The sequence below is a fragment of the Cobetia sp. PS-4MA genome, assembly GCF_057670765.1.
In genome coordinates, this window is record NZ_CM173107.1 from 1,701,702 (window position 1) to 1,721,837 (window position 20,136).

The 20,136-nt window shown below is 63.9% G+C and carries 17 protein-coding genes; 7 read left to right on the top strand and 10 right to left on the bottom strand.

What is annotated here, in order from left to right; all coding sequences use genetic code 11:
- Positions 1–3: 3 nt before the first annotated feature.
- The 8 genes from ushA to AC26AR_RS07340 all read right to left on the bottom strand — a co-directional run bounded on the left by ushA (position 4) and on the right by AC26AR_RS07340 (position 11,596).
- Positions 4–1,719: a bifunctional UDP-sugar hydrolase/5'-nucleotidase UshA gene (gene ushA, locus AC26AR_RS07305; RefSeq protein ID WP_488107792.1), complete on the bottom strand. Its 1,716-nt coding sequence runs from the start codon at positions 1,717–1,719 to the stop codon at positions 4–6.
- Between the two features lie 350 nt (positions 1,720–2,069).
- Entirely contained in the window at positions 2,070–3,500 is a 1,431-nt protein-coding gene (locus AC26AR_RS07310; protein WP_191236961.1) for a uracil-xanthine permease family protein, read from the bottom strand.
- A 274-nt stretch (positions 3,501–3,774) separates the two neighbouring features.
- Positions 3,775–4,083: a putative quinol monooxygenase gene (locus AC26AR_RS07315; protein WP_084208749.1), complete on the bottom strand. Its 309-nt coding sequence runs from the start codon at positions 4,081–4,083 to the stop codon at positions 3,775–3,777.
- Between the two features lie 173 nt (positions 4,084–4,256).
- Positions 4,257–4,916 (bottom strand): oxygen-insensitive NAD(P)H nitroreductase, encoded by a 660-nt coding sequence (gene nfsB / locus AC26AR_RS07320; protein WP_176503656.1) that lies wholly within the window; start codon positions 4,914–4,916, stop codon positions 4,257–4,259.
- 186 nt (positions 4,917–5,102) lie between these two features.
- A complete protein-coding gene (gene guaD, locus AC26AR_RS07325; protein WP_479398675.1) occupies positions 5,103–6,647 on the bottom strand; it encodes a guanine deaminase in 1,545 nt (514 codons plus the stop codon).
- Positions 6,644–7,651: a xanthine dehydrogenase accessory protein XdhC gene (xdhC, locus tag AC26AR_RS07330; RefSeq protein ID WP_479398676.1), complete on the bottom strand. Its 1,008-nt coding sequence runs from the start codon at positions 7,649–7,651 to the stop codon at positions 6,644–6,646. The genes guaD and xdhC overlap by 4 nt, the downstream gene beginning before the upstream one ends.
- A complete protein-coding gene (gene xdhB, locus AC26AR_RS07335) occupies positions 7,648–10,062 on the bottom strand; it encodes a xanthine dehydrogenase molybdopterin binding subunit (RefSeq protein WP_404625449.1) in 2,415 nt (804 codons plus the stop codon). Before xdhB ends, xdhC begins: the two co-directional genes overlap by 4 nt.
- Positions 10,040–11,596 carry a xanthine dehydrogenase small subunit gene (locus tag AC26AR_RS07340; protein ID WP_404625451.1) on the bottom strand — a complete coding sequence of 519 codons (1,557 nt, stop codon included), beginning with the start codon at positions 11,594–11,596 and terminating at the stop codon, positions 10,040–10,042. The genes xdhB and AC26AR_RS07340 overlap by 23 nt, the downstream gene beginning before the upstream one ends.
- 451 nt (positions 11,597–12,047) lie before the next feature.
- Between AC26AR_RS07340 and AC26AR_RS07345 the strand changes: the two genes are divergently transcribed.
- A complete protein-coding gene (locus AC26AR_RS07345) occupies positions 12,048–12,614 on the top strand; it encodes a TetR family transcriptional regulator C-terminal domain-containing protein (protein ID WP_479398680.1) in 567 nt (188 codons plus the stop codon).
- Positions 12,615–12,754: 140 nt separating this feature from the next.
- On the opposite strand, the gene AC26AR_RS07350 is transcribed toward AC26AR_RS07345, so the two are convergent.
- Together AC26AR_RS07350 and AC26AR_RS07355 are read right to left on the bottom strand one after the other, a co-directional pair.
- Positions 12,755–13,330 (bottom strand): hypothetical protein, encoded by a 576-nt coding sequence (locus AC26AR_RS07350; protein ID WP_404625453.1) that lies wholly within the window; start codon positions 13,328–13,330, stop codon positions 12,755–12,757.
- A complete protein-coding gene (locus AC26AR_RS07355; protein ID WP_191236967.1) occupies positions 13,327–13,683 on the bottom strand; it encodes a hypothetical protein in 357 nt (118 codons plus the stop codon). Before AC26AR_RS07355 ends, AC26AR_RS07350 begins: the two co-directional genes overlap by 4 nt.
- Positions 13,684–14,106: 423 nt before the next feature.
- On the opposite strand from AC26AR_RS07355, the gene AC26AR_RS07360 reads away from it, so the two are divergent.
- From AC26AR_RS07360 to AC26AR_RS07385, 6 genes are all read left to right on the top strand, one after another.
- Positions 14,107–15,021, top strand: a complete 915-nt coding sequence (locus tag AC26AR_RS07360) for a MurR/RpiR family transcriptional regulator (protein ID WP_205700440.1) — start codon at positions 14,107–14,109, stop codon at positions 15,019–15,021.
- Between the two features lie 621 nt (positions 15,022–15,642).
- Positions 15,643–16,497, top strand: a complete 855-nt coding sequence (locus tag AC26AR_RS07365; protein WP_417285911.1) for a transporter substrate-binding domain-containing protein — start codon at positions 15,643–15,645, stop codon at positions 16,495–16,497.
- Positions 16,498–16,544: 47 nt separating this feature from the next.
- A complete protein-coding gene (locus AC26AR_RS07370; RefSeq protein ID WP_136937857.1) occupies positions 16,545–17,270 on the top strand; it encodes an amino acid ABC transporter permease in 726 nt (241 codons plus the stop codon).
- Positions 17,267–17,920, top strand: a complete 654-nt coding sequence (locus AC26AR_RS07375; protein WP_479398683.1) for an amino acid ABC transporter permease — start codon at positions 17,267–17,269, stop codon at positions 17,918–17,920. Before AC26AR_RS07370 ends, AC26AR_RS07375 begins: the two co-directional genes overlap by 4 nt.
- Positions 17,904–18,722 (top strand): amino acid ABC transporter ATP-binding protein, encoded by an 819-nt coding sequence (locus tag AC26AR_RS07380; RefSeq protein WP_417285910.1) that lies wholly within the window; start codon positions 17,904–17,906, stop codon positions 18,720–18,722. Before AC26AR_RS07375 ends, AC26AR_RS07380 begins: the two co-directional genes overlap by 17 nt.
- Positions 18,723–18,786: 64 nt before the next feature.
- On the top strand, positions 18,787–20,058 hold the full coding sequence (locus AC26AR_RS07385) for an amidase family protein (protein WP_479398684.1): 1,272 nt from the start codon (positions 18,787–18,789) through the stop codon (positions 20,056–20,058).
- Positions 20,059–20,136: the final 78 nt, after the last annotated feature.

Genomic DNA, 20,136 nt, shown 5'->3' on the forward strand with positions numbered 1-20,136 from the left:
GCGTCACTGATAGACGATCTCGCCCTTCGGGGCGTACGCCGAGACATCGATCGGGCTCTGCTCGGCAAGGTAGGCCTTGAGCACATCGGCATCGACGAAGCCGGTATCCAGGTAGCCCGGCAGGTCAGTGACCTTCGGATAGCCATCCCCGCCGGTGGCATTGAAGCTCGGGACGGTAAAGCGATATTGCGCGCTTCTGTCCAGGGGCTGGCCCTGGATCATCACGTCAGAGACGCTGCCCTCGGCCCGGTCGACCTGCATGCTGATACCGGCAAACTGGGCATAGGCGCCGGAGTCCACCGGCTGGGTCGCCACGGCATTGAGGTAGTCGAGCACCTCGCTGCCCGACATGCTGACGACCCCCACGGTGTTGCCGAAGGGCAGTACAGTCAGCACATCCTTGTAGGTGATCTCGCCCTGGGGCAGGGAGGCGCGCACGCCACCTGAGTTCATCACGCCGAAGTCTGCCTTGCCGGCCTGCATGGCGGCGGTGGCGATCAGGCGGCCCAGATTGGTCTGGGCAAAGCGCACCACGTCGCGATCCCCCTCCAGCTTGCCGTTGCTCTGCGCGACGGTGACATTGAGCTGCGCCTGGCCCTTCTCCTGATAGGGGCGCAGGAACTCGAGCAGCTCGCTGTCCTCGGCGATTTCCTCCTTGACCAGCACCTTGTGACGCTCGCCGTTCACTTCGACGCTCTTCTTGAGGTTCACCGGGATCAGCTGATAGTTGAGCATGGTCAGTTCGCCATTGCGGAACTCGTAATCGGCACGCCCCACGTATTTGCCCCACTCGTGTGCCTGCACGATGTAGGTGCCGTTCTGGCGGTCCGGCTGGCAATCATCGCCGGGCGCAAAGTCCGCCATCCGGTTGACGCCCTCCATGCACACCGGCTCCTGGGAGTGCCCTCCGACGATCATGTCCAGCGCACCGGTGGGCAGGTAGCGCGCAAGCGCGACGTCGCCCGGCGCGTTGATGCCATGCTCGGCATTCTGATAATGCCCCATGTGGGTGACGGCGAAGATCAGGTCCGGCTGCTCATGCTCGTTCAGTTGCTCGATGACCTTGCGTGCCTCTTCCTTGGGATCGCGAAACTCGAGATTGCTGAAGTATTCCGGGTTGCCGATGCGCACGGTGTCTTCGGTGGTCAGGCCGATCACCGCGATATGGACGCCGTCTTCATCGAAGATCCTGTAGGGCGCGAACAGACGCTCGCCGGTGGCCTTGTCGTAGATGTTGGCGGCCAGCATCGGGAAATCGGCCCAGTCGCGCTGCTTGAGCAGCACGTCCAGCGGGTTGTCGAATTCATGATTGCCCACCGCCATGGCGTCATAGCCGATGCGGTTCATGCCCTTGAAGTCGGGTTCGGCCTGCTGCAGATCGGACTCCGGCACGCCGGTATTGATGTCTCCGCCGGACAGCAGCAGCACGCTGCCACCCTCGGATTCCACTTCGGCGCGGATACGGTCGACCAGCGTCTTGCGTGCCGACATGCCGTATTCGCCATCGCTGCTGCGCCAGAAGCGACCGTGATGATCATTGGTGTGCAGCACCGTCAGGTGATAGGACGTGTCTGCCTGCCATTCATGGTCCTGATGGCTGGCGCAGGCGCTGAGCGTGCTCAGCAATGCAGCCCCCAGCAGGGTCTTCAGCGCCAGGCGCGAGCGGGTGGATGCGCGCAAGCCCGGCGCGTGTGATGAGGTGAGTCGAGTGTTCAGCATGAGCGATACGTTCCTTGTGTCTGGCTCCGATGCGCTATAGCGCCTTCCAGCCTCAAAGTGCTGATTGTCAGGGTGCCGATTGCATGACTGTTGATGAGAAAGCGCTTATGTGTAGTGGGTGAAGGGTAACCGATGGCAAGGCACACCGCTGTACGAGTCTGTCTTGCCATTGTGGAGATTGGATGACCTGCTCAGGAAGTGCGAGCTGTACGTCTCTGCGTGCGTCAGCGAATGGCGTGAAGAAGTGCACCTGAGCTTAAGAAGCGCGACTGGCCTCAAGAGGCGACCGACATGAAAAAACCGGCCAATGATGCGCCGGTTTTTTCATGTCTCATTGCGGCGCCTGCGGCTCAGGCGTGTTCCTGATCTGCGCTGATGCTGTCGGTGGACTCACGCTCACTCGCTCTGGGATTGAACACCTCGGCATCTTCCATCTTCGGCAGCAGCAACTCGGCGAGGATGGCAGTCAGGCCGCCCATGGTGATCGGCGAGCGCAAGGCATCGGCGAAGGCCCCCGGAATCGCGTTCAGCACATCCGGTACCATGCCGACGCCCAGGCCAAGCCCCAGGGCCAGCGCGATGATCATCATCTCGCGACGCCCGATGGGCTGCGCCATCAGGATGCGGATGCCGGAGACGGCGATCAGCGCGAACATCAGTGTGGTGGTGGCACCGAGCACCGGGCGCGGCATCTGCGTGAGCAGGGTGGCGATGAAGGGCGACAGGCCCAGCAACAGCAGGAAGCCCGCCACGTAGCGGCCCACATGGCGGCTGGCGATACCGGTCAGCTGGATCACGCCGGTGTTCTGACTGAAGGTGGTGTTGGGGAAGGTGCCGGCCAGCGCGCCGAGTGCGGAATTCAGGCCATCCCCGAGCACGCCGCCGCGCAGACGCTTCTGATGCGTGTCGTCATCCACGGCGAGCCCCGAGGCGCGTGCGCTGCCGGTGAGATCGCCGACGGTCTCGATGGCGGTGATAATGAAGATGAAGGCCACCGGCAGGAAGGCGGCCAGCGAGAAGTCGAAGCCGGTATTCAGCGTCGCCGGATGCGGCAGAGCGATCAGTGCGGCATCCGCCAGTTGTGGCGCATCGTACATGCCGCCCAGCGCCGCGATGATGCAGCCGACGGCCATGCCGATGAAGATGGAGGCGATTCTCAGCCACGGGTGACGCGAGACCTGACAGGCCAGTACCGTGATCAGCACGCAGCCGGCCAGCGCCAGATTGGCGGGGGCGCCGAAGTCCGCGGCACCGAAGCCGCCACCGATATCCGTCATGCCGACCTCGATCAGACTCAACCCGATCAGCATCACCACCACGCCTGTCACCACCGGTGTGATGACGCGCTTGAGCCATGGCAGTACCGTGCCCAATGCCATCTCGATCAGGCTGCCGGCCAGACAGGTGCCGAACAGTACCGCCAGCACCTGTTCGTCACTGGCATTCTGGCTGCGCGCGATCAGGCCGGCGGTGATCAAGGCCGACACGAAGCTGAAGCTGGTGCCCTGGATGCTCAACAGCCCCGAACCGAATGGCCCCAGGCGCTGGGATTGAATCCAGGTGGCGATCCCAGAGACCACCAGCGCCATCGACAGCAGACTGGCGGTGTAGGCCCCGAGCGATAGCGCACTGGTGATGATCAATGTCGGTGCAATGATGCCCGCCAGACTGGCCAGCAGATGCTGGGCCCCGGCGAGCGCCGAGATGGGAACGGAGGGGCAGCTCTCGAGGCCGAGCAGTGGCTCGTCGATCCCCTTGTGCTGGGAGGAAGCTTGGGTCATGGGACGCTCCTTGTCGGCTCGCGGCAAATGCGGGAGGAATGGGGCTGATGATCGAGGATGACGATGCGTGATCACGCCATGCGATTCGCGGGCGGGCAATTATAAGCAAGAAGTGAACCAATATCAGGTGTCTTTTGCTGTCACGACGTCTTGTCGCCGAGGCACTCGATGAGTGGCCGGATAACGCAGGACCCCGCCGAGCGTGACTCGGCGGGGTCCTGGAATTGATGTCCCTGTGGCCCGGGCAAGCGGGCGCAGGGTCAAGCGACTGGCGTCAGACTGTCAGCAGACGTTGGATCTTGAGGCCGATCTCGCCTTCCGCGAAGGCTCCCAGGAAGCCCTGGAAGTGCTCGGATGCCACGTGGGCTTCCAGCGCTTCTTCATCCCACCATTCCTCCAGTACCACGAAGTCGCCTTCCGGTACCGGCTCGCCTTCCTCGACCTGCTTGTCTACCGCGAAGAGTTCATATTGCAGACAGCCCTTGTCGGACTGACTCTTCTCGACCAGGTCGGCGAGAATGTCACGGGCCTTTTCCTGCTGGTCGGCGGGGAAGGTCAGAGTCGCGATAAGCTTGAGAGACATGGCATGAATCCTTTCGTGAACGAAAATGATGACGCGTGAAGCGGATGCCCCACGTGACCGGCGGACGATGGGACATGAGCAGAAACGGTGTCATGTCCGATGGGCGGATGCAATGCGGCAGGCACGGAGCCCCGTGGGGGAATGCGCTGCCCGCCGCTCGATGACCCCTGCGCTTACAGGCGAGTGAAGAGTTCGTCTGCCGGCAGACGGGACTTGGGCAGTTCCGCATTGAAGTCGTCAGCGGCGCGATAGCCAAGGCTCACGGCGACCAGGGCGTTGAAGCCTTTCTCGCGCAGCCCGAATTCGGCGTCCAGCGCCACCGGGTCGATGCCTTCCAGCGGCACCGCATCGATGTTCAGGCTGGAGGCGGCATACAGCAGGCTGCCGTAATTGAGGTAAACCTGCTTGTCCATCCAGTGCTGCATGTCCTTGAGATCATGACGATGCAGGTCGATGAACAGACGACGCGCGCCGTCCATCATGGCGCTGAACTCGTCATCCTTCTTGAAGCGACCATCAGAGGCTTCGGTATCCAGTAGATGGTTCAGGTAGTCGTCGTCCAGGGTAGTGCGGGTGCAGAACAGCACGACGTGAGACGCATTGGTGATCTTCGGCGAGTTGAAGGCGTACTTGTCATCCGTACCGGCACGTGCGAAGCGCTGCTTGGCATCGTCAGACTCCAGCACCAGGAAGTGCCACGGTTGGGAATTGACGCTGGAAGCGCTCAGGCGCATCACGTTTTCCAGTTCCTGCCAGTCGGCGGCGCTGATCTTGCGCGCCGGATCGAAGGCCTTGGTGGAATAACGACGTTGCATGATGGCAGTGGGAGTCATGATGACGGACCTCGTAATGCGTCGACACCACTGAGGGTGCCCAGGACGTTGGGAGAAGATGGCGCCATCATAACGAGTGGACTCAGCGTTGAGAATCCATGTCTCACGCACCTTTATGATGAAAAAATGGCACCAATTCTATAAATTGGCACCATTTGTCAGCATGTTGTCACACCTGTGATGCCCTCAGGGCATTAATGCTTCCGCCCTTGGGCGTGTCTTCGCAGCGGTGTGATCACTCAGCAGCATGCCGTGCCGTTTGCGGCAGCGGCCCGCCACATGCACCTCGCGAATCGCGCGGTCATCCCCGAGCATCATCAGGGCGAACAGCACCTCCCCCAGCGGTACCTGCTGTGGCTGTCCCCAGCGGGTACGCCGCGCCAGCAAGTGAGTCGCCGTGGGGTCGAGCACGATCACGTCCGCCTCCATCCCCGGACGCAGGTTGCCGACCTTGTCCTCCAGCCGCATGGCGCGCGCATTGCCCAGCGTCAATTGATAGAAGCCCTGCCAGGGCGTCAGTGGCTGGTTGGCACGTGACGCAAGCCCCGCCACATCATGGGCGACCGCACCGTGCAACTGACCGACCTGATAGGCAGCCTTGAGGCTCTCCAGCTGACACAGGCTGGAGCCACCGCCGACATCGGTGGCGATGCTGATGTTGATTCCCTGATGGCGGGCGCTGGCGCGATCGAACAGCCCGCTACCGAGGAACAGGTTGGAGGTCGGACAGAAGGCGATGCTGGCGCCACGATCCGCGATGCGCTGGCGCATGCCATCGTCCAGGTGGATGCCGTGGGCGAAGGTGGTGCGCTCGTGACTCAGGCCGACATCCTCATAGACCGCCAGATAATCCCGAGCCTCGGTGAACAGTTCCGCCACCCACTTCACCTCATCGAGGTTCTCGGCCAGATGGGTCTGCAAGTGCAGGTCCGGCTGGCACTTGAGCAGTTGGCCGGCGGCCTTGAGTTGCTCAGGCGTCGAGGTCGGGGCGAAGCGCGGGGTCAGCACATAGCCGAGGCGATCACGCCCGTGCCAGTCCGCGATCAGCCGCTCATCGTCCTTGAGCGCGATGACGCCTGAATCGAGCAGTGCCGGCGGCGCATTGCGATCCATCATCACGCGACCGGCATGCACACGCATGTCGCGGCTCCGCGCGGCCCGGAACAGGGCATCGGCACTGCTGGCATGCAAGGTGGCAAACACCTGGGCACTGGTGGAGCCATGACGCAGCAGCTCATCAAGAAAGATCTCGGCGACCTCGGCGGCGTGCGCGGGGTCGGCAAAGCGCTGCTCGGCGGGGAAGGTGTAGGTATTCAGCCAGTCGATCAGGCAGTGACCATAGCTTGCGATGATATCCAGCTGCGGGAAGTGCACGTGGGTATCGATGAAGCCTGGCATCATCAGACCGGTGACGCTGTGCGGCGGGCTCAGGCGCATCAGTTCACTCACGGCATCATGCCGGGCAAGCGAGTGGTGATCCCCCACGGCGACCACATGGCCGGCGTGCATCACCAGCAGGGCATCCGCGTAGTACTCGATGGCGGGGTCCTGCTCGCCTGACGCAAGTGTTCCTTGCGGGTCGTCCAGAGGCTCATCCAGGAAGTGCAGCAGGGCGCCACGCAACAGGCTGACGCTTTCTGGCGCCTTTGCGGCCGAGCGCAGCGCCGCCGTCAGTCGGCGGTCATCCAGGTGGCAGGCCACAGATAGCGGGGTGTCTTGGTCAGTCATCATTCGGCCTTCCGTGTCGGTTCTGTCTGGTGCATCGCGTCAGGGGCAAGGCGGGCGCGCAGCTGGCGGGCACCCTTGCGCGTCAGGCCATTGCCGTCCAATGATGGGGGGTGTGACGAGGTTGGGGAGTTCGCGTCGTCGGTCTGCTGGGCGGCTCGGCTGGCCTGCAACTGAAGCAGTTCGGCCACCACCGCGATCGCGATCTCCTCGGGGCGTTTGCCCGGAATCCCCGGCACACCGATCGGGCAGCGAATGCGGGCGACCTCGTGCTCGTCGAGATCGCCGCGCAGGCGCTGGCGAAAGCGCGCCCACTTGCTGCTGGAGCCGATCAGCCCCAGCGAGGCCAGGTCATCACGCGGTGCAAGAGCCGCCACCAGCGCCTGGTCCTCGACATGATCATGGGTCAATACCAGCACATGACTGCCCGCCCTCACTGGCAGCGAGTCGGAGGCCGGCGCCGCTTTCGAGAGCGGCAGGTCCGTCAGGATATTGAATGTCTGGCGCTGCACACGGCCCTCACTGCCCTCACTGCCCGCAGGAATCGTGGCGGACTCGAGCTGCTCGGCGCGTGAATCCCGCCAGTCGATCTGCCAGTCCAGCGGCGCCAGGAGGTGGACGATGGCCTGACCGACATGGCCGGCGCCGAACAGGGTCAGCCGTGGCGCAAGCGCCGGGTACAGCTCGATCAACACCTGCACGTGGCCACCACAGCATTGTTGAGCATGCTGGCCCAGCGCGATCTCCTCGAGATGACAGCCCGATTGTCCCTGCGCCAGCATCGCTCGGGCGCGCTCCACCACCAGCTGTTCCAGCCGGCCGCCGCCGAGGCTGTCGTGCAGCGTATCCGGGGTGATCAGCATCTTGCTGCCGGCACCTCGCGGGGCGGAGCCCGCCACCGTCACCACGGTGGCCAGGGCATGGGCCGTCAGCGCTGCCTGTGCCTCGGCGAGCGCCTGATACCAGCGGCTGGTCGCGGCACTCTTGATTGCCCTCTTGATTGCACTCATGACGGCACCTGCGTTGGCTCTGCGCCGGCAGTGGCGTGCTGCTCCTGCCAATCACGCTGCTCACGCGCCGCCAGCATCACGCGCTCCGGCGTGGCAGGGGTATCCAGGCGCACTGCGCGGCGGTAGTCGGTCAACGAGGCCAACGCATCGCGCAGCGCCGCCCACACGCTGATGGCGAGCATGAAGGGGGGCTCACCCACTGCCTTGGAGCGATAGATGCTGGCGGCCGAGTTGGGATGTCCTTCTAGCAGGCGTACCGTGATCGCGCCGTCGGGTACGTCGCTGATGGCGGGTATCTTGTAGGTGGCCGGGCCATCGGTCAGCAGGCGGCCCTCCTCGTTCCACTTGAGTTCCTCCGTCGTCAGCCAGCCCATGCCCTGCACGAAGCCGCCTTCTATCTGACCGATGTCGATGGCCGGATTGAGCGAATCTCCCACGTCGTGCAGGATCTCGGCGCTTTCCAGTCGGTATTCGCCGCTCAAGGTATCGACGACCACTTCACACAGCGCCGCGCCGAAGGCGTAGTAGTAGAAGGGGTGTCCGGTGCCACTTTCGCGGTCGTAGTGGATGTCCGGGGTGGCATAGAAGCCCTTCTCGGAGAGCGAGATGCGTTCCAGATACGCCGCCTGGATCAGCTCCCCCCATGTCATCAGTACGCCGCTCGGGCCATGCAGCTCGCCATTGTCGAGGCTCAGGCTGGCGCGTGGCTGGGCGAGATGTTCGGCGGCGAAGTCGAGCAGGCGCGCCTTGAGGCGCAGGCAGGCATCACGTGTGGCCATGCCGTTGAGGTCCGCTCCCGAACTTGCCGCGGTCGGTGAGGTGTTGGGTACCTTGTCGGTGCGCGTGGCGGTGATGCGCACCCTGTCCACGCTCAGGCCCAGCTCACGGGCCGCGACCTGAGTGATCTTGGTGTGCAGGCCCTGGCCCATCTCGGTGCCGCCATGATTCACCTGCACGCTGCCATCGGTATAGACATGCACCAGGGCGCCGGCCTGATTGAGGTGCTTGGCGGTGAAGGAGATGCCGAACTTCACCGGCGTCAGCGCCAGTCCCTTCTTCACCACCGGATTGGCGGCATTGAAGGCGCGAATCTCGGCGCGTCGTGCCCAGTAGTCGCCCTGCGCCTCGAGCTGGTCGATCAGCGTGGTGAGCAGTGGGTACTGATTGACGTGCTGGCCATAATGTGTGGTCTCACGGCCCTCGCAGTAGAGGTTGCGCTTGCGGATCTCCAGCGGGTCGCGCCCCAGACGCCTTGCGATATCCTCCATGGCCGCCTCGATGGCGAGCATGCCCTGCGGACCACCGAAGCCGCGGAAGGCGGTGTTGGACGCCACGTTGGTGCGGGCACGGATACCGCGCACATGGGCATTGCCGAGGTAATAGGCGTTGTCGGCATGGAACATGGCGCGATCGACGATGGCATCCGACAGATCCGGTGAGTGGCCGCAGTCGCCGGTCAGCTCGATGATGGCGGTGTCGATGCGCCCGCTGTCATCGACACCGAACTGGTAGCGGTGATGGAAGGGATGGCGCTTGCCGGTCAGGCGCATGTCGTCATTGCGGGGCAGTCGCAGTCTGGCGGCCCGCCCCGTACGACGCGCCACCAGGGCTGCCAGACATGCCACCGGCGCGGCCTGGGTTTCCTTGCCGCCGAAGCCGCCTCCCATGCGACGGGTTTCCACCGTGATGGCATGGAAGGGCACGCCCAGCACCTCGGCGATCAGCTTCTGGACTTCGCTGGGGTGCTGGGACGAGCTGTGCACCAGCATCTCGTCGTCTTCACCCGGCAAGGCCAGCGCTGCCTGGCTCTCCAGATAGAAGTGTTCCTGTCCACCGCTCTCAAGCTCGCCGTCCAATTGCCAGGCGGATCTGGCAAGTCGTTCGCTGACGCTTTCGCGTGTCGCTGCCCGGCCGTTGGCCAGACGTGCCTGGGTATGGGTCGGACGCACCAGATCACCGCGACTGGCGGCCTGGCAGGGATCAAGCGTCAGTGGCAAGGGGGTCACCGCCACCTTGGCCAGTCGCGCCGCCTGACGCGCCGCCCGCTCGCTCTCGGCGGCAACCACGAACAGCGCCTGACCATGGTGACTGATGCGATCACTGACCAGCAGCGGGTCGCCGGGGAAGACCGGGCCGACATCGCGGTGGCCGGGGATGTCTGAAGCGCTGAGCACACAGACGACGCCGGGGGCGGCCCGCACCGCATCAAGAGCCAGGGAATCCAGAGTGGCATGCGCGACCTCGCTCATGCCGATGGCCAGGTGCAGCGTGCCTGCGGGGAGTGGCAGGTCGTCGACGTAGCGTGCCGTGCCACTGACGTGACGCTCGGCGCTCTCATGCTGATGTGACGGCGAAGCGTTCGTGGCCGGAGTGGCACTGGGGTCGGACTCAAGACTGTGCAAGGTACGCATCGAGGCTCTCCAGTGGCATGAGGGGGGCAGTCGCGTGACGTTCATTGTGGATTCGCTGCGCCACTCGGGGTACCAGATGGCTGGCGGCCAGCAGACGATACTCGCGGGAGCCACGCACGTCCGAGAGAGGCGAGAAATCGGCCTGGATGGCCTGCTCGATCCTGTGGCGAGTGAGGGTGTCGAGCTGGGCGGGCGTGAGCGATTCCAGCGTTTCACGGCTCAGGAGTGCCTCGAGATGCGGTGCACGTGTCGGAATGCCGGCCATGCCGCCGAAGGCGACTCGCCAGTGCTGAGCATGGCCACTGGCATCGCGCCGCCAGGCGAAGACCCCCAGCAGCGTGGAGATGTCATCATCTCGCCGTTTGGAAAGCTTGTGGACCGCCAGCCGCTGATTGTGAACCGGCCGCGGCAGGAAGAGAGAATGGATGATCTCGTCCGGCATCAATTGAGTGCGCTTGTAGTCGAGGAAGAAGTCCTCAAGCTTGAGGATGCGCTCCCCATCGACACTCATCAGCTGGAGATAGGCCTCCAGCGCGATCAACAGCGGCGGCATGTCCCCGATGGGTGAGGCGTTGCCGATGTTGCCGCCCAGCGTGCCGCGATTGCGGATCTGTTCACTCCCCAGGCGAGTGAGCAGCTCCGCGCCCTCGGGATAGTGTTCACGCAGCAGTGGCATCAGCTGGCGGTAGGTCACCGCAGCGCCGATCCACCAGCCTGCCTGGCCGGCGTGTTCCCCTTCCTCGATGGTGCCAAGTGCCGCGACACGCGTGGTATCGATCAGTGCCGGGAAGTCACGCAGGCGTTGCGTGTATTCGAGCATCAGATCCGTGCCCCCCGCGATCAAGGGCGCCTGGGGATGTGCGGCGCGCAGCGCCAGCAGATCTTCAAGACGGGTGGGACGATGGAAGGTGCCCGAGGCTTCCAGTTCGCTATCTCGCTCGCGACGGGACGCTGAATTCGTCTCGCCAGTGGCGGGCTGACAAGCTGCCTGCCCGGATGACAGCAGGGTGGCCGGCCCGAATTCTCCCTGCAGCAGGCGATGGGCAGCCTCGCGTATCGGTCGATAGCCTGTGCAGCGGCACAGATTGCCGCCCAGCGCATGGTCGATCATCTGATCGCGCCGCGCGGCATCGATACTCTCGCCCTCTGCGCTGCGCAGCTGATGATCGGCGTGCAGCACCGCCAGGCTCATGGCGATGCCCGGGGTACAGAAGCCACATTGGCTGGCGTGGGTCGTCACCAGCGCTTGCTGCACCGGGGAAAGCGAGGAGGTGGCGGTCTCGTTCGCCAGTCCCTCGATGGTGATCAACTCGCAATCCTGCAGCTGGTGGGCGGGCATCAGGCAGGCATTGACCGTCGTCATGGGCTGGCCCGGCACCTGCAAGGCAATCGTGCAGGCGCCGCAGTCACCGGACGCGCAGCCTTCCTTGGTGCCGGTATGCCCCAGAGAGGTGCGAAGGGCTTCAAGCGTTGTCGTTCCCGGTGCAGGCGCGGGCAGCTGACGCGCGTGTCCGTTCAAGGTGAAGTCGATCATGCAGGCATCCCGTCAGGTCGTCTTGTCATTGTGGTGCCTTCAGGCGTATGGCACAGCCGAATCTGGGCATCGCGGGCCCGATTGGCGTCTTCGAGTGTCAATGTAACAGCTCATGTTGTATTTCTAGCAAGAATCTGACCAAATGGTCAGCCCATGGTGTGGTATTTTTCCGTGGATGGCGCAAGTGCGCGTCAGGAGAGCGACGCATCGAGCGTATCGCGCCTGCCCGGGGTGAGCATTCTGACCACAGCATCGTGACGTGAGGCCGAAATCGAAGGTCATGTTCCGGTGCTGTGGTCAAGATGCTCGAACGATAACGTCTATTTGATGAGTGATGCTGATGCCTGCAGATTCTCCTTCTTCCCTGTATGCCGAAGTTCGTCGTTCCCGAAGTGCGGAATTCAGTCCGACACCCACCAGCTCTCCCCGTGAGCAGGCGGAAAGTCGAATCATGGAAGCTGCCGAGTGTGTCTTTGCCTGTCACGGCTATCGTGGCAGCACACTCAAGCAGATCGCGGACGTGGCCGAGTTGCCCAAGGCCAATCTGCTGTATTACTTCGGTTCCAAGGAAAAGCTCTATGTGCATCTGCTGGAGCAGACGCTGACGCGCTGGAATGCGTCACTTGAGGACATCACGGCCGATGATGACCCGCGCGAGGTGCTGGAGGCGCTGGTGCGCGTCAAGCTCAAGCTGGCACGCCAGGCCCCACAGGCATCGCGCCTGTTCGCGGCGGAGGTGATCAGCGGCGCGCCGTTTCTGCGTGACTATCTCAGCGGAGAGTTGCGTCAGTGGGTCCAGGCGCGCTGCGAGGTGATGAAGGCGTGGATGGCAGCTGGCAAGCTGCGCGAGGCGGAGCCGATGTGGGTCATCTATCTGATCTGGTCCACCACGCAGCACTACGCGGACTTCGCCGCCCAGATCGACCAGCTGGGCGGTGCGCCGCGCACGGATGAGGACTGGGAACAGCTGGCGGACTTCGTGGCCAGCACGCTGTGTGATGGTCTCTGTCCGCGCTGAGCCATCGGTTCGGCCAGATGGGTCATGGCAGACACGACAACGCCCGCTCCGGTGTTCCCGGCGCGGGCGTTGTCGTGTCTGCTGGTGCGTGTCATCGGAATGTCGTCGAGATGAGGGAAGGGGGAGCCGGAACAGGAGGCTCAGCTGGCCAGCTCAAGTGCACTCGCGGCCTGGCTCGTCAGGTGGGCGCCGTTGCGTTGCTCCGGCTCACAATGCTGATGCATCTGCCAGCCATCGCGGGCGTCCTGCGCCAGATAGATCAGTGCGGCATCGGCAGTGAGCCAGAGTCTGGCAAGATCACGTTGATGTCGGGTGCGGTTGGCAATCGGCAGGGCATCCGCACACACGATGACCACCGGCGCCTTGAGCAGCCAGCGTGGCGCATGGCTTGGCCAGCTGTGGTGCACGGCGTCCAGCCAGGGTGCCTTGGGGCTGGCGGGGGAGGTCTGCCAGCGCCAGCCACGGCCGACTTCCAGGATGCCGCGTGAGGTCCACAGGAGGCTGCGACGTGGCAGCTGTGCTTCCAGGCTTGCCAGCAGCGCGCTGTCACTGTCGGCCAGTGACTGGATGGCGCCCCGCTCGAGCGCCAGGCGTTCGCCGGCATGTAGTCCGGCGTCGATGTCGAAGGTCACGCGCATCACGGGTTCGGCGTTCACTGCGCAGTTTTCCAGCGGGATGTGCATGCCGCATTCCATGCCGATGGTATAGACACTCATGCCAGCATGCCCCGACGGACCATGCTGTGACGCAACAGGGTCTGATGGCGATGCTCGGCTTCCCAATCCGCGTGCACCTTGTGGTTGATGTTCGGGTCAAAGACGGCCTGTTGCTGGGCGACGCGTGATGCGTCGATATCACCGACCGCACGGGTGTCGCTCACCTGCGAGGACATCAGCAGGGGCGGAGCTTCGTAGCCCATTGCCATCACGCCCAGCAGTTGAGAGGCGCAAGCGGGGGTGTCAGCGGCTTTCTCTGCGCCCACTGCCAGAGGAGTGAAGGTCTGTGCGGCAAGCTTGTGAGTCATGGCCCGACAGGTATCGAGCAGAGTGGTCATCGTAGAGGTGGCCATGAGACAACTCCTTGCGCCACGCGAGCGCTTGATCGGTAAATTTGCCATCCGGGTGTTCGGTGGGTGTCCTGTCGGGTGGCGCATTGCCTGTGCCCGCAGGTGCCCACTTCATGTTTAGCGATCTGCATGCCGCTCCAGGGAGAATTACGCCAAATCAACCACTTGGTGAACACGTGCTGAGGCCGTGCCTGTCATCGCCAGCCCTGCAGCTCATGTGATGGGCCGAATTCCCGGGTCAACCGCCACCCGAGAGGGCAATTGATGCACTGTCACCTTGCCGCTGGCCCGACGCTTGCACTGTGATGAGGCACAATGACGTCTGGGGCATCCTTGAGCCCCGGGCGCGACGCCAGTCCCCCGTTGCCATATCAGACCCTGAGTGGCGGCCCACGGGGTGCCATGACACCAGAGAGACCCTTCGCCATGACTCAAGCCACGCGTGATGACTCCAGTGCTTCAGCCACTGACTCCGAGATGCCTTCTCGCGCTGCGGCAGCGTCGCTGGCAGGCCAGAGCCTGCATCAGCGCCTGACTCACCACCTTGAGCGATTGACCCCCAACGAGCAGCGTATCGCGCGTTTTCTGCTCGCGCATCAGGATGAGCTGGCGCTCTACAATGCCGCCGAGCTCTCACGGCTGACGCATGTCTCCAAGGCCACCGTCAGTCGCCTGTTTCGCCGCCTCGGCTATCAGGACTTCCGGGAGGCACGTGATCAGGCGCGCAGCCTGCGTCATGCGGGCGTGCCTGTCGTCTCGAGCACGCCCACGCCAGACCACCATCAGCGCCACTATGAGCAGGAGTGTCGCAACCTGCGTCAAGCACTGGCGGCGCTGGACATGCTCGACATGGAAGCGCTGGGCCGCACCCTGGCCAATGCCGAACGCTTGCAGATCATCGGCTTTCGCAACGCCTATCCGCTGGCACTGCATCTGCGCCAGCAACTGCTGCAATTGAGAGGGCAGGTGGCGGTCCTGCCCCAGCCGGGCCAGTCACTCGGAGAGGAGGTCGCGCGGCTGAGCGCCACTGACGCCGTGGTGATATTCGCCATGCGCCGGCGCCCGCAGGGGCTGGCACGCCTGCTGGGGTGGCTGGGCCAGGCTCCCTGCACGGTACTGCTGGTTTGCGATGACAGCCTGAGCGAGATTCCTGCCGGTATCGAGCATGTGCTGCGCTGCCCGCTGGACAGTGTCAGCGCTTTCGACAGCTATGCCGCCGCCATGAGCCAGATCAACCTGCTGGCCACACGCCTGCTGCATGACGACCTCGTCGCTGGTCGCAGCCAGATTCGCCGGGTGACGGACACCTTCGAGTCACTCGAGGAGCTGGGAGACGGCTAGCAGTGTCATTGCGGTTGCCTGCGCTGCCGCCCATCCCATCACGATGCTTCACGCCCTGCGGGTTGCGCGCACCCGCAGGGCGCATGAACTGCCTGATTGCACCAACAGCGACCCTTTTCATGTCGATGACGCCTGGACACTGTGCGTTCGAAGAAGCGTCATCGAGGGCGTGCAATGCAACTTCTCTCCCTCGCACTGCCTTCCCGCTCGTGTTCAAGCCCGGCCTCTAGCCCGCCCCAGGCTCTCTTGAGGCCCGTCATCTGGCCTGTCTTCACGCCTGCACTTCATCACCTGAACCATTGTCAGACGAGCGCTTCGTGCACGTTCGGGCCCTGCTGGCGTGGCGTTGGCACACTCGTTGCAAAGATGGATAAGGGAATCACTTGTTTCATTGGTCAGGATTTGAGTTTCACGTTGCCCGCCAATGCGACGAGGAGTCAGCGGACAGGACTCGTCCGATAGGGCCCATCAGACAGGGCTTGTTGAAGAGGGATTGCCAGACAAGCCCTCGCGAAACACCACTGCGATAACCACCAACAACAATGAAACGCCCCAGGGCGCCGAGCGCATGATGAGTCGTTCTCCTCAGCGCTCGGAATTGACTGACACCGGAGTCGACCGATGAGCAAGCGTCACGAGAGCAAGGCCTTCAAGCACGCATCACGCACAGGCAACACGCAACGTCTTGGCAACTGGTTGCGCAAGGGGATTCTGCTGGCCGTCTGGGGCACGCTGGCCGCCACGGCCCTGACGGCCCGTGCGGATGCGCTGAGCGATATCACCGACAGCGGAGTGCTGAAGGTGGCGGTGCCCCAGGACTTCCCGCCGTTCGGCTCAGTCGGGCCGGACCTTGAACCACGGGGCTACGATATCGACATGGCGCGCTATCTGGCGGATGAGATGAACGTGAAGCTGGAGCTGGTGCCGGTCACTTCGGCCAATCGCATCCCTTACCTGCAGACCCGCAAGGTCGATCTGGTGATCTCGAGCCTGGGCAAGAATCCGGAGCGTGAGAAGGCGATCGATTTCTCCGATGCCTACGCACCGTTCTTCCTTGGCGTGTTCGGTGAGAAGGGCAGAGAGGTGGACTCCGCCCAGGGGCTGAGCGAGAAGACCATCGGCGTGACACGTGGCTCGGTGGAAGACATGGAGCTCAGCAAGGTGGTGCCGGAATCGACCACCGTGAAGCGCTTCGAAGACAACAACACGACCTTGTCAGCCTTCCTGTCGGGGCAGGTCGAGATGATCGCCACCGGCAACCTGGTCACCGCCGCCATCGCCGAACGCAATCCCTCTCGCGTACCGGTCAGTGTACTGCCGCTCAAGAACTCTCCCTGCTATGTGGGCATGCGGCATGACACGCCGGCGCTCAAGGCGCGCGTGAACGAGCTGATCGCCCAGGGGATCGAGGACGGCACGCTCAACGCGCTTTCCGAGACCTGGTTCAAGGCGCCGCTGCCGTCACTGGATGCCTGAATCGAGCTGTCGCACGCCTGACTCCCTTTTCCCGTGAGGCTTGATCGATGAACTATCTCCCGGATTTCTCGCGCCTGCTGCCGTATCTGCCCGACCTGCTGGCCGGGCTGATGACGACGGTCTGGTTGACCATTCTGACCACCACGCTGGGGATACTCGGTGCGGTGATGTGTGTCTGGCAGCGCCATCGTGCGCCGACCAGCGTCTTCAGCCGGCTGCTGGGCATGCTGGTGGAGCTGCTGCGCAATACGCCCTTCATCGTCCAGCTGTTCTTCATCTTCTTCGGCCTGCCGGCGCTGGGGCTGTCACTCAGCGCCGAGATGGCCGCGGTGATCGCGATGACACTCAACCTGGCGGCCTACAGCAGCGAGATTCTGCGTGCCGGTGTCGATGCCACCGGTCGCGGCCAGTGGGAGGCCGGGCGTGCGCTGGGTCTCACGCCCTGGCAGCGCTATCGCCATGTGGTGCTGATGCCGGCGCTGGAACGCATGTATCCGGCGCTGACCAGCCAGTGTGTGATCGTGATGCTGGGCTCCGCCGTGGTCTCCCAGATCAGCGTGGCGGACCTGACCTTCGCGGCCAACTTCATCCAGTCACGTACCTTCCTGAGTTTCGAGAGCTACGTGGTGACGGCAGGCATGTACCTGCTGCTGGCCATCGCGATGCGCGCCTTGCTCAACCGCATCGGGCGTCGTCTGTTCGGCTTTCGCCACCTGACGCCAGCCCCGCGCCGCCGTCTGTCTTCCCATGTGCTGAGAGAGGCCCACTCATGATCGACTTCACGCTGTGGGACATCCTGCGCAACTTGCTGCTGGCGGCGCGCTGGACGCTGGCGCTGTCTCTGATTGCCTTCATTGGCGGTAGCCTGGTCGGGCTGGCGCTGACCTTTCTGCGCCTGACCCGCTGGCCGGGGGCGGCACTCTTCTGTCGCCTCTACACGGAGCTGTTTCAGGGCACGCCGCTGTTGATGCAGCTGTTTCTGGCCTTCTTCGGCGTGGCGGTCTTCGGGCTGGATGTCTCGGCCTGGACGGCGGCGGCGGTCGCGCTGACGCTGTTCAGCAGTGCCTTCCTGCACGACATCTGGCGTGGCTGTGTCGAGGCGGTGCCCAAGGGGCAGTGGGAAGGGGCGCGAGTGCTGGGGCTCGGTTATCTGAAGACCATGCGTCACATCATCCTGCCGCAGGCGCTGCGCATGGCCATCGCACCGACCGTCGGTTTCTCGGTGCAGATCATCAAGGGCACCGCGCTTGCCTCGGTGATCGGCTTCGTCGAACTGATCAAGGCCGGCACCATGCTCAACAACGCCACCCTGGAACCCTTCACCGTCTTTGCGCTGGTCGCGTTGCTGTATTTCGCCATGTGCTATCCGCTCTCGCGGCTGGCTCGCCACCTGGAGGCACGTCTCAATGTCACTGCTCGCTGAAGTTTCCCCGCTGGACACCGTCTCATCCGATTCCTCGGTCACCGAGAGTGCTGCCGTCTCCGAGAAGGCAAAGGCGCCGCTGGTCAGCCTGTCGGCGCTCACCAAGTCCTTCGGCGATCTGACGGTGCTCAAGGGCATCGATCTTGAAGTGCGCCAGGGCGAGGTGGTCTCGATCATCGGTCGCAGCGGCTCCGGCAAGAGCACCTTGCTGCGCTGTATCAACCAGCTGGAACAGCATGACGGCGGTAGCATCCACGTCGCCGGCAATCTGCTGGACGGTAGCGAGATGGACGCCGCCGCTCTGGCGCAGGATGTCGGCATGGTGTTCCAGAGCTTCAATCTGTTCCCCCACAAGCGCGTCGGCGAGAACGTGATGCTGGCGCCGATGCTGGTCAAGGGCGTTGCACGGGATGTCGCGGAGCGCGAGGCCCGCGAGATGCTGGCCAAGGTCGGGCTAGGGGAGAAATTCGATGCCTGGCCGAGCCAGCTCTCCGGTGGCCAGCAGCAGCGGGTGGCGATCGCGCGCGCCCTGGCGATGCACCCCAAGGTGTTGCTGTGTGACGAGATCACCTCGGCGCTGGACCCGGAGCTGGTCGGCGATGTGCTCAAGGTGCTGGAGCAGCTCAAGCGTGAGGGCATGACGTTGATTCTGGTGACCCATGAGATGAATTTCGCCCGCGATGTGGGGGATCGCGTGATCTTCATGCACCAGGGGCGTGTGCATGAATCAGGCGACCCCGCGACGCTGTTTGCCAATCCAGCCACGGAAGAGCTGCGCCAGTTCCTTGGCGCGGTGCTGTGATCACACCGCACCGCGCCACGCCACGAAGGCGAACCCCCTGATGAGTCGAAAGGAGTCGGTCCCGATGGACAAGCGTATCTATGTTGCCCCGGCGCGTTTCTCCGGGCCGAAGGGAGAGGGGTCTCTTGAGGGTAAGCGACTGGTGGTGAAGGATCTGTTCGCGATCAAGGGCGAGCGCACCGGACAGGGCAATCCTGACCTGCTGGCGAGCGCTCCCATCGAGCGGGAGACGGCGCCCAGCGTGTTGGCGCTTCTGAAGGCGGGGGCCGATTATCGGGCGCGCACCACAACCGATGAGCTGGCCTACAGCCTCAATGGCACCAATGCCCATTGTGGCACGCCGCAGAACCCGCGTGCGCCGCTGAGGTTGCCGGGAGGCTCAAGCGTAGGCTCTGCCGTAGCGGTGGCGCGCGGTGAGGCGGAGATCGGGCTGGGAACCGATACCGGTGGCTCCATTCGCGTGCCGTCCAGCTACTGTGGGCTCTACGGGCTGCGGCCGACCCATGGCCGCATTGACATGTCAGGCCTCAAGCCGCTGGCGCCGCGCTTCGATACCATCGGCTGGATGACGCGGGATCTCGCGACGCTGACGCAGGTCAGTGAGGTGTTGATGCCGCCAACGACAGCGACTCGTTTGCCGGCAAGACTCATCCTGCTGGTGCCGGAAGGGCTGGCGGCGGGGCCTTATCAGCGACTGCTGGGGCCGCTGGCGCGTCGTCTTGAATCACTCGGTTTTCGCTGCGAGCGGCGAATGTTGAGCCAGGCCTTCATGGCGAGGGCCAGTGAGGCCTTTCGGATTCTGCAGGGCTGCGAGATTCGTCGTACGCACCAGGCATGGTTGAGTACGCCGGAGCAGGGCCCCGACTCTCGCTGGCCGCAGCTGAATCCGGATATCGCGGCGCGCCTCAAATGGTGCATGACCCTGAGTGATGCCGACGAGCAGGCAGCAGAAGCCAAGGCAGACACCGTGCGCCGCTGGTATCGCCAGCAGCTGGCAGCCAGTCATGAGGGCGGCGAGAGTGCCTGCGACGATGGCAGTGCGGCTGCCCATGCCGAGGCCACCAGCGAGGCGGTGTTCGTGCTGCCCACCACGCCGGGCGCCTCACCGCTGCTGGGCGCAAGCCTCGAGGAGATGGAGGCCTATCGTCATCGCCTGATGGGACTCACTGCACTGGCCGGCTTGAATGGCGCACCGCAATTGAGTCTGCCGTGGCTGACCGATGACGCAGCGCGGCTGCCGGAGGAGGCTGCACCACCGCCCTGGGGCGTCTCATTGCTGGGCCTGCCGGGCCGTGATGAGAGCCTGCTGGCATTGGCCTGCATGTTGGAAAACTGACCAGCATGCTGGAAGACTGACTGGCGCAGCCTTGAAGGTGCGATCGCTGACCTTCGCTGGATTCAATCACAAACGCCG

Bases quoted from the DNA above. Each gene is read 5' to 3' on its own strand.
- ushA (WP_488107792.1), bottom strand. From the start codon at position 1,719: ATGCTGAACACTCGACTCACCTCATCACACGCGCCGGGCTTGCGCGCA.
- AC26AR_RS07310 (WP_191236961.1), bottom strand. From the start codon at position 3,500: ATGACCCAAGCTTCCTCCCAGCACAAGGGGATCGACGAGCCACTGCTC.
- AC26AR_RS07315 (WP_084208749.1), bottom strand. From the start codon at position 4,083: ATGTCTCTCAAGCTTATCGCGACTCTGACCTTCCCCGCCGACCAGCAG.
- nfsB (WP_176503656.1), bottom strand. From the start codon at position 4,916: ATGACTCCCACTGCCATCATGCAACGTCGTTATTCCACCAAGGCCTTC.
- guaD (WP_479398675.1), bottom strand. From the start codon at position 6,647: ATGATGACTGACCAAGACACCCCGCTATCTGTGGCCTGCCACCTGGAT.
- xdhC (WP_479398676.1), bottom strand. From the start codon at position 7,651: ATGAGTGCAATCAAGAGGGCAATCAAGAGTGCCGCGACCAGCCGCTGG.
- xdhB (WP_404625449.1), bottom strand. From the start codon at position 10,062: ATGCGTACCTTGCACAGTCTTGAGTCCGACCCCAGTGCCACTCCGGCC.
- AC26AR_RS07340 (WP_404625451.1), bottom strand. From the start codon at position 11,596: ATGATCGACTTCACCTTGAACGGACACGCGCGTCAGCTGCCCGCGCCT.
- AC26AR_RS07345 (WP_479398680.1), top strand. From the start codon at position 12,048: ATGGAAGCTGCCGAGTGTGTCTTTGCCTGTCACGGCTATCGTGGCAGC.
- AC26AR_RS07350 (WP_404625453.1), bottom strand. From the start codon at position 13,330: ATGAGTGTCTATACCATCGGCATGGAATGCGGCATGCACATCCCGCTG.
- AC26AR_RS07355 (WP_191236967.1), bottom strand. From the start codon at position 13,683: ATGGCCACCTCTACGATGACCACTCTGCTCGATACCTGTCGGGCCATG.
- AC26AR_RS07360 (WP_205700440.1), top strand. From the start codon at position 14,107: ATGACTCAAGCCACGCGTGATGACTCCAGTGCTTCAGCCACTGACTCC.
- AC26AR_RS07365 (WP_417285911.1), top strand. From the start codon at position 15,643: ATGAGCAAGCGTCACGAGAGCAAGGCCTTCAAGCACGCATCACGCACA.
- AC26AR_RS07370 (WP_136937857.1), top strand. From the start codon at position 16,545: ATGAACTATCTCCCGGATTTCTCGCGCCTGCTGCCGTATCTGCCCGAC.
- AC26AR_RS07375 (WP_479398683.1), top strand. From the start codon at position 17,267: ATGATCGACTTCACGCTGTGGGACATCCTGCGCAACTTGCTGCTGGCG.
- AC26AR_RS07380 (WP_417285910.1), top strand. From the start codon at position 17,904: ATGTCACTGCTCGCTGAAGTTTCCCCGCTGGACACCGTCTCATCCGAT.
- AC26AR_RS07385 (WP_479398684.1), top strand. From the start codon at position 18,787: ATGGACAAGCGTATCTATGTTGCCCCGGCGCGTTTCTCCGGGCCGAAG.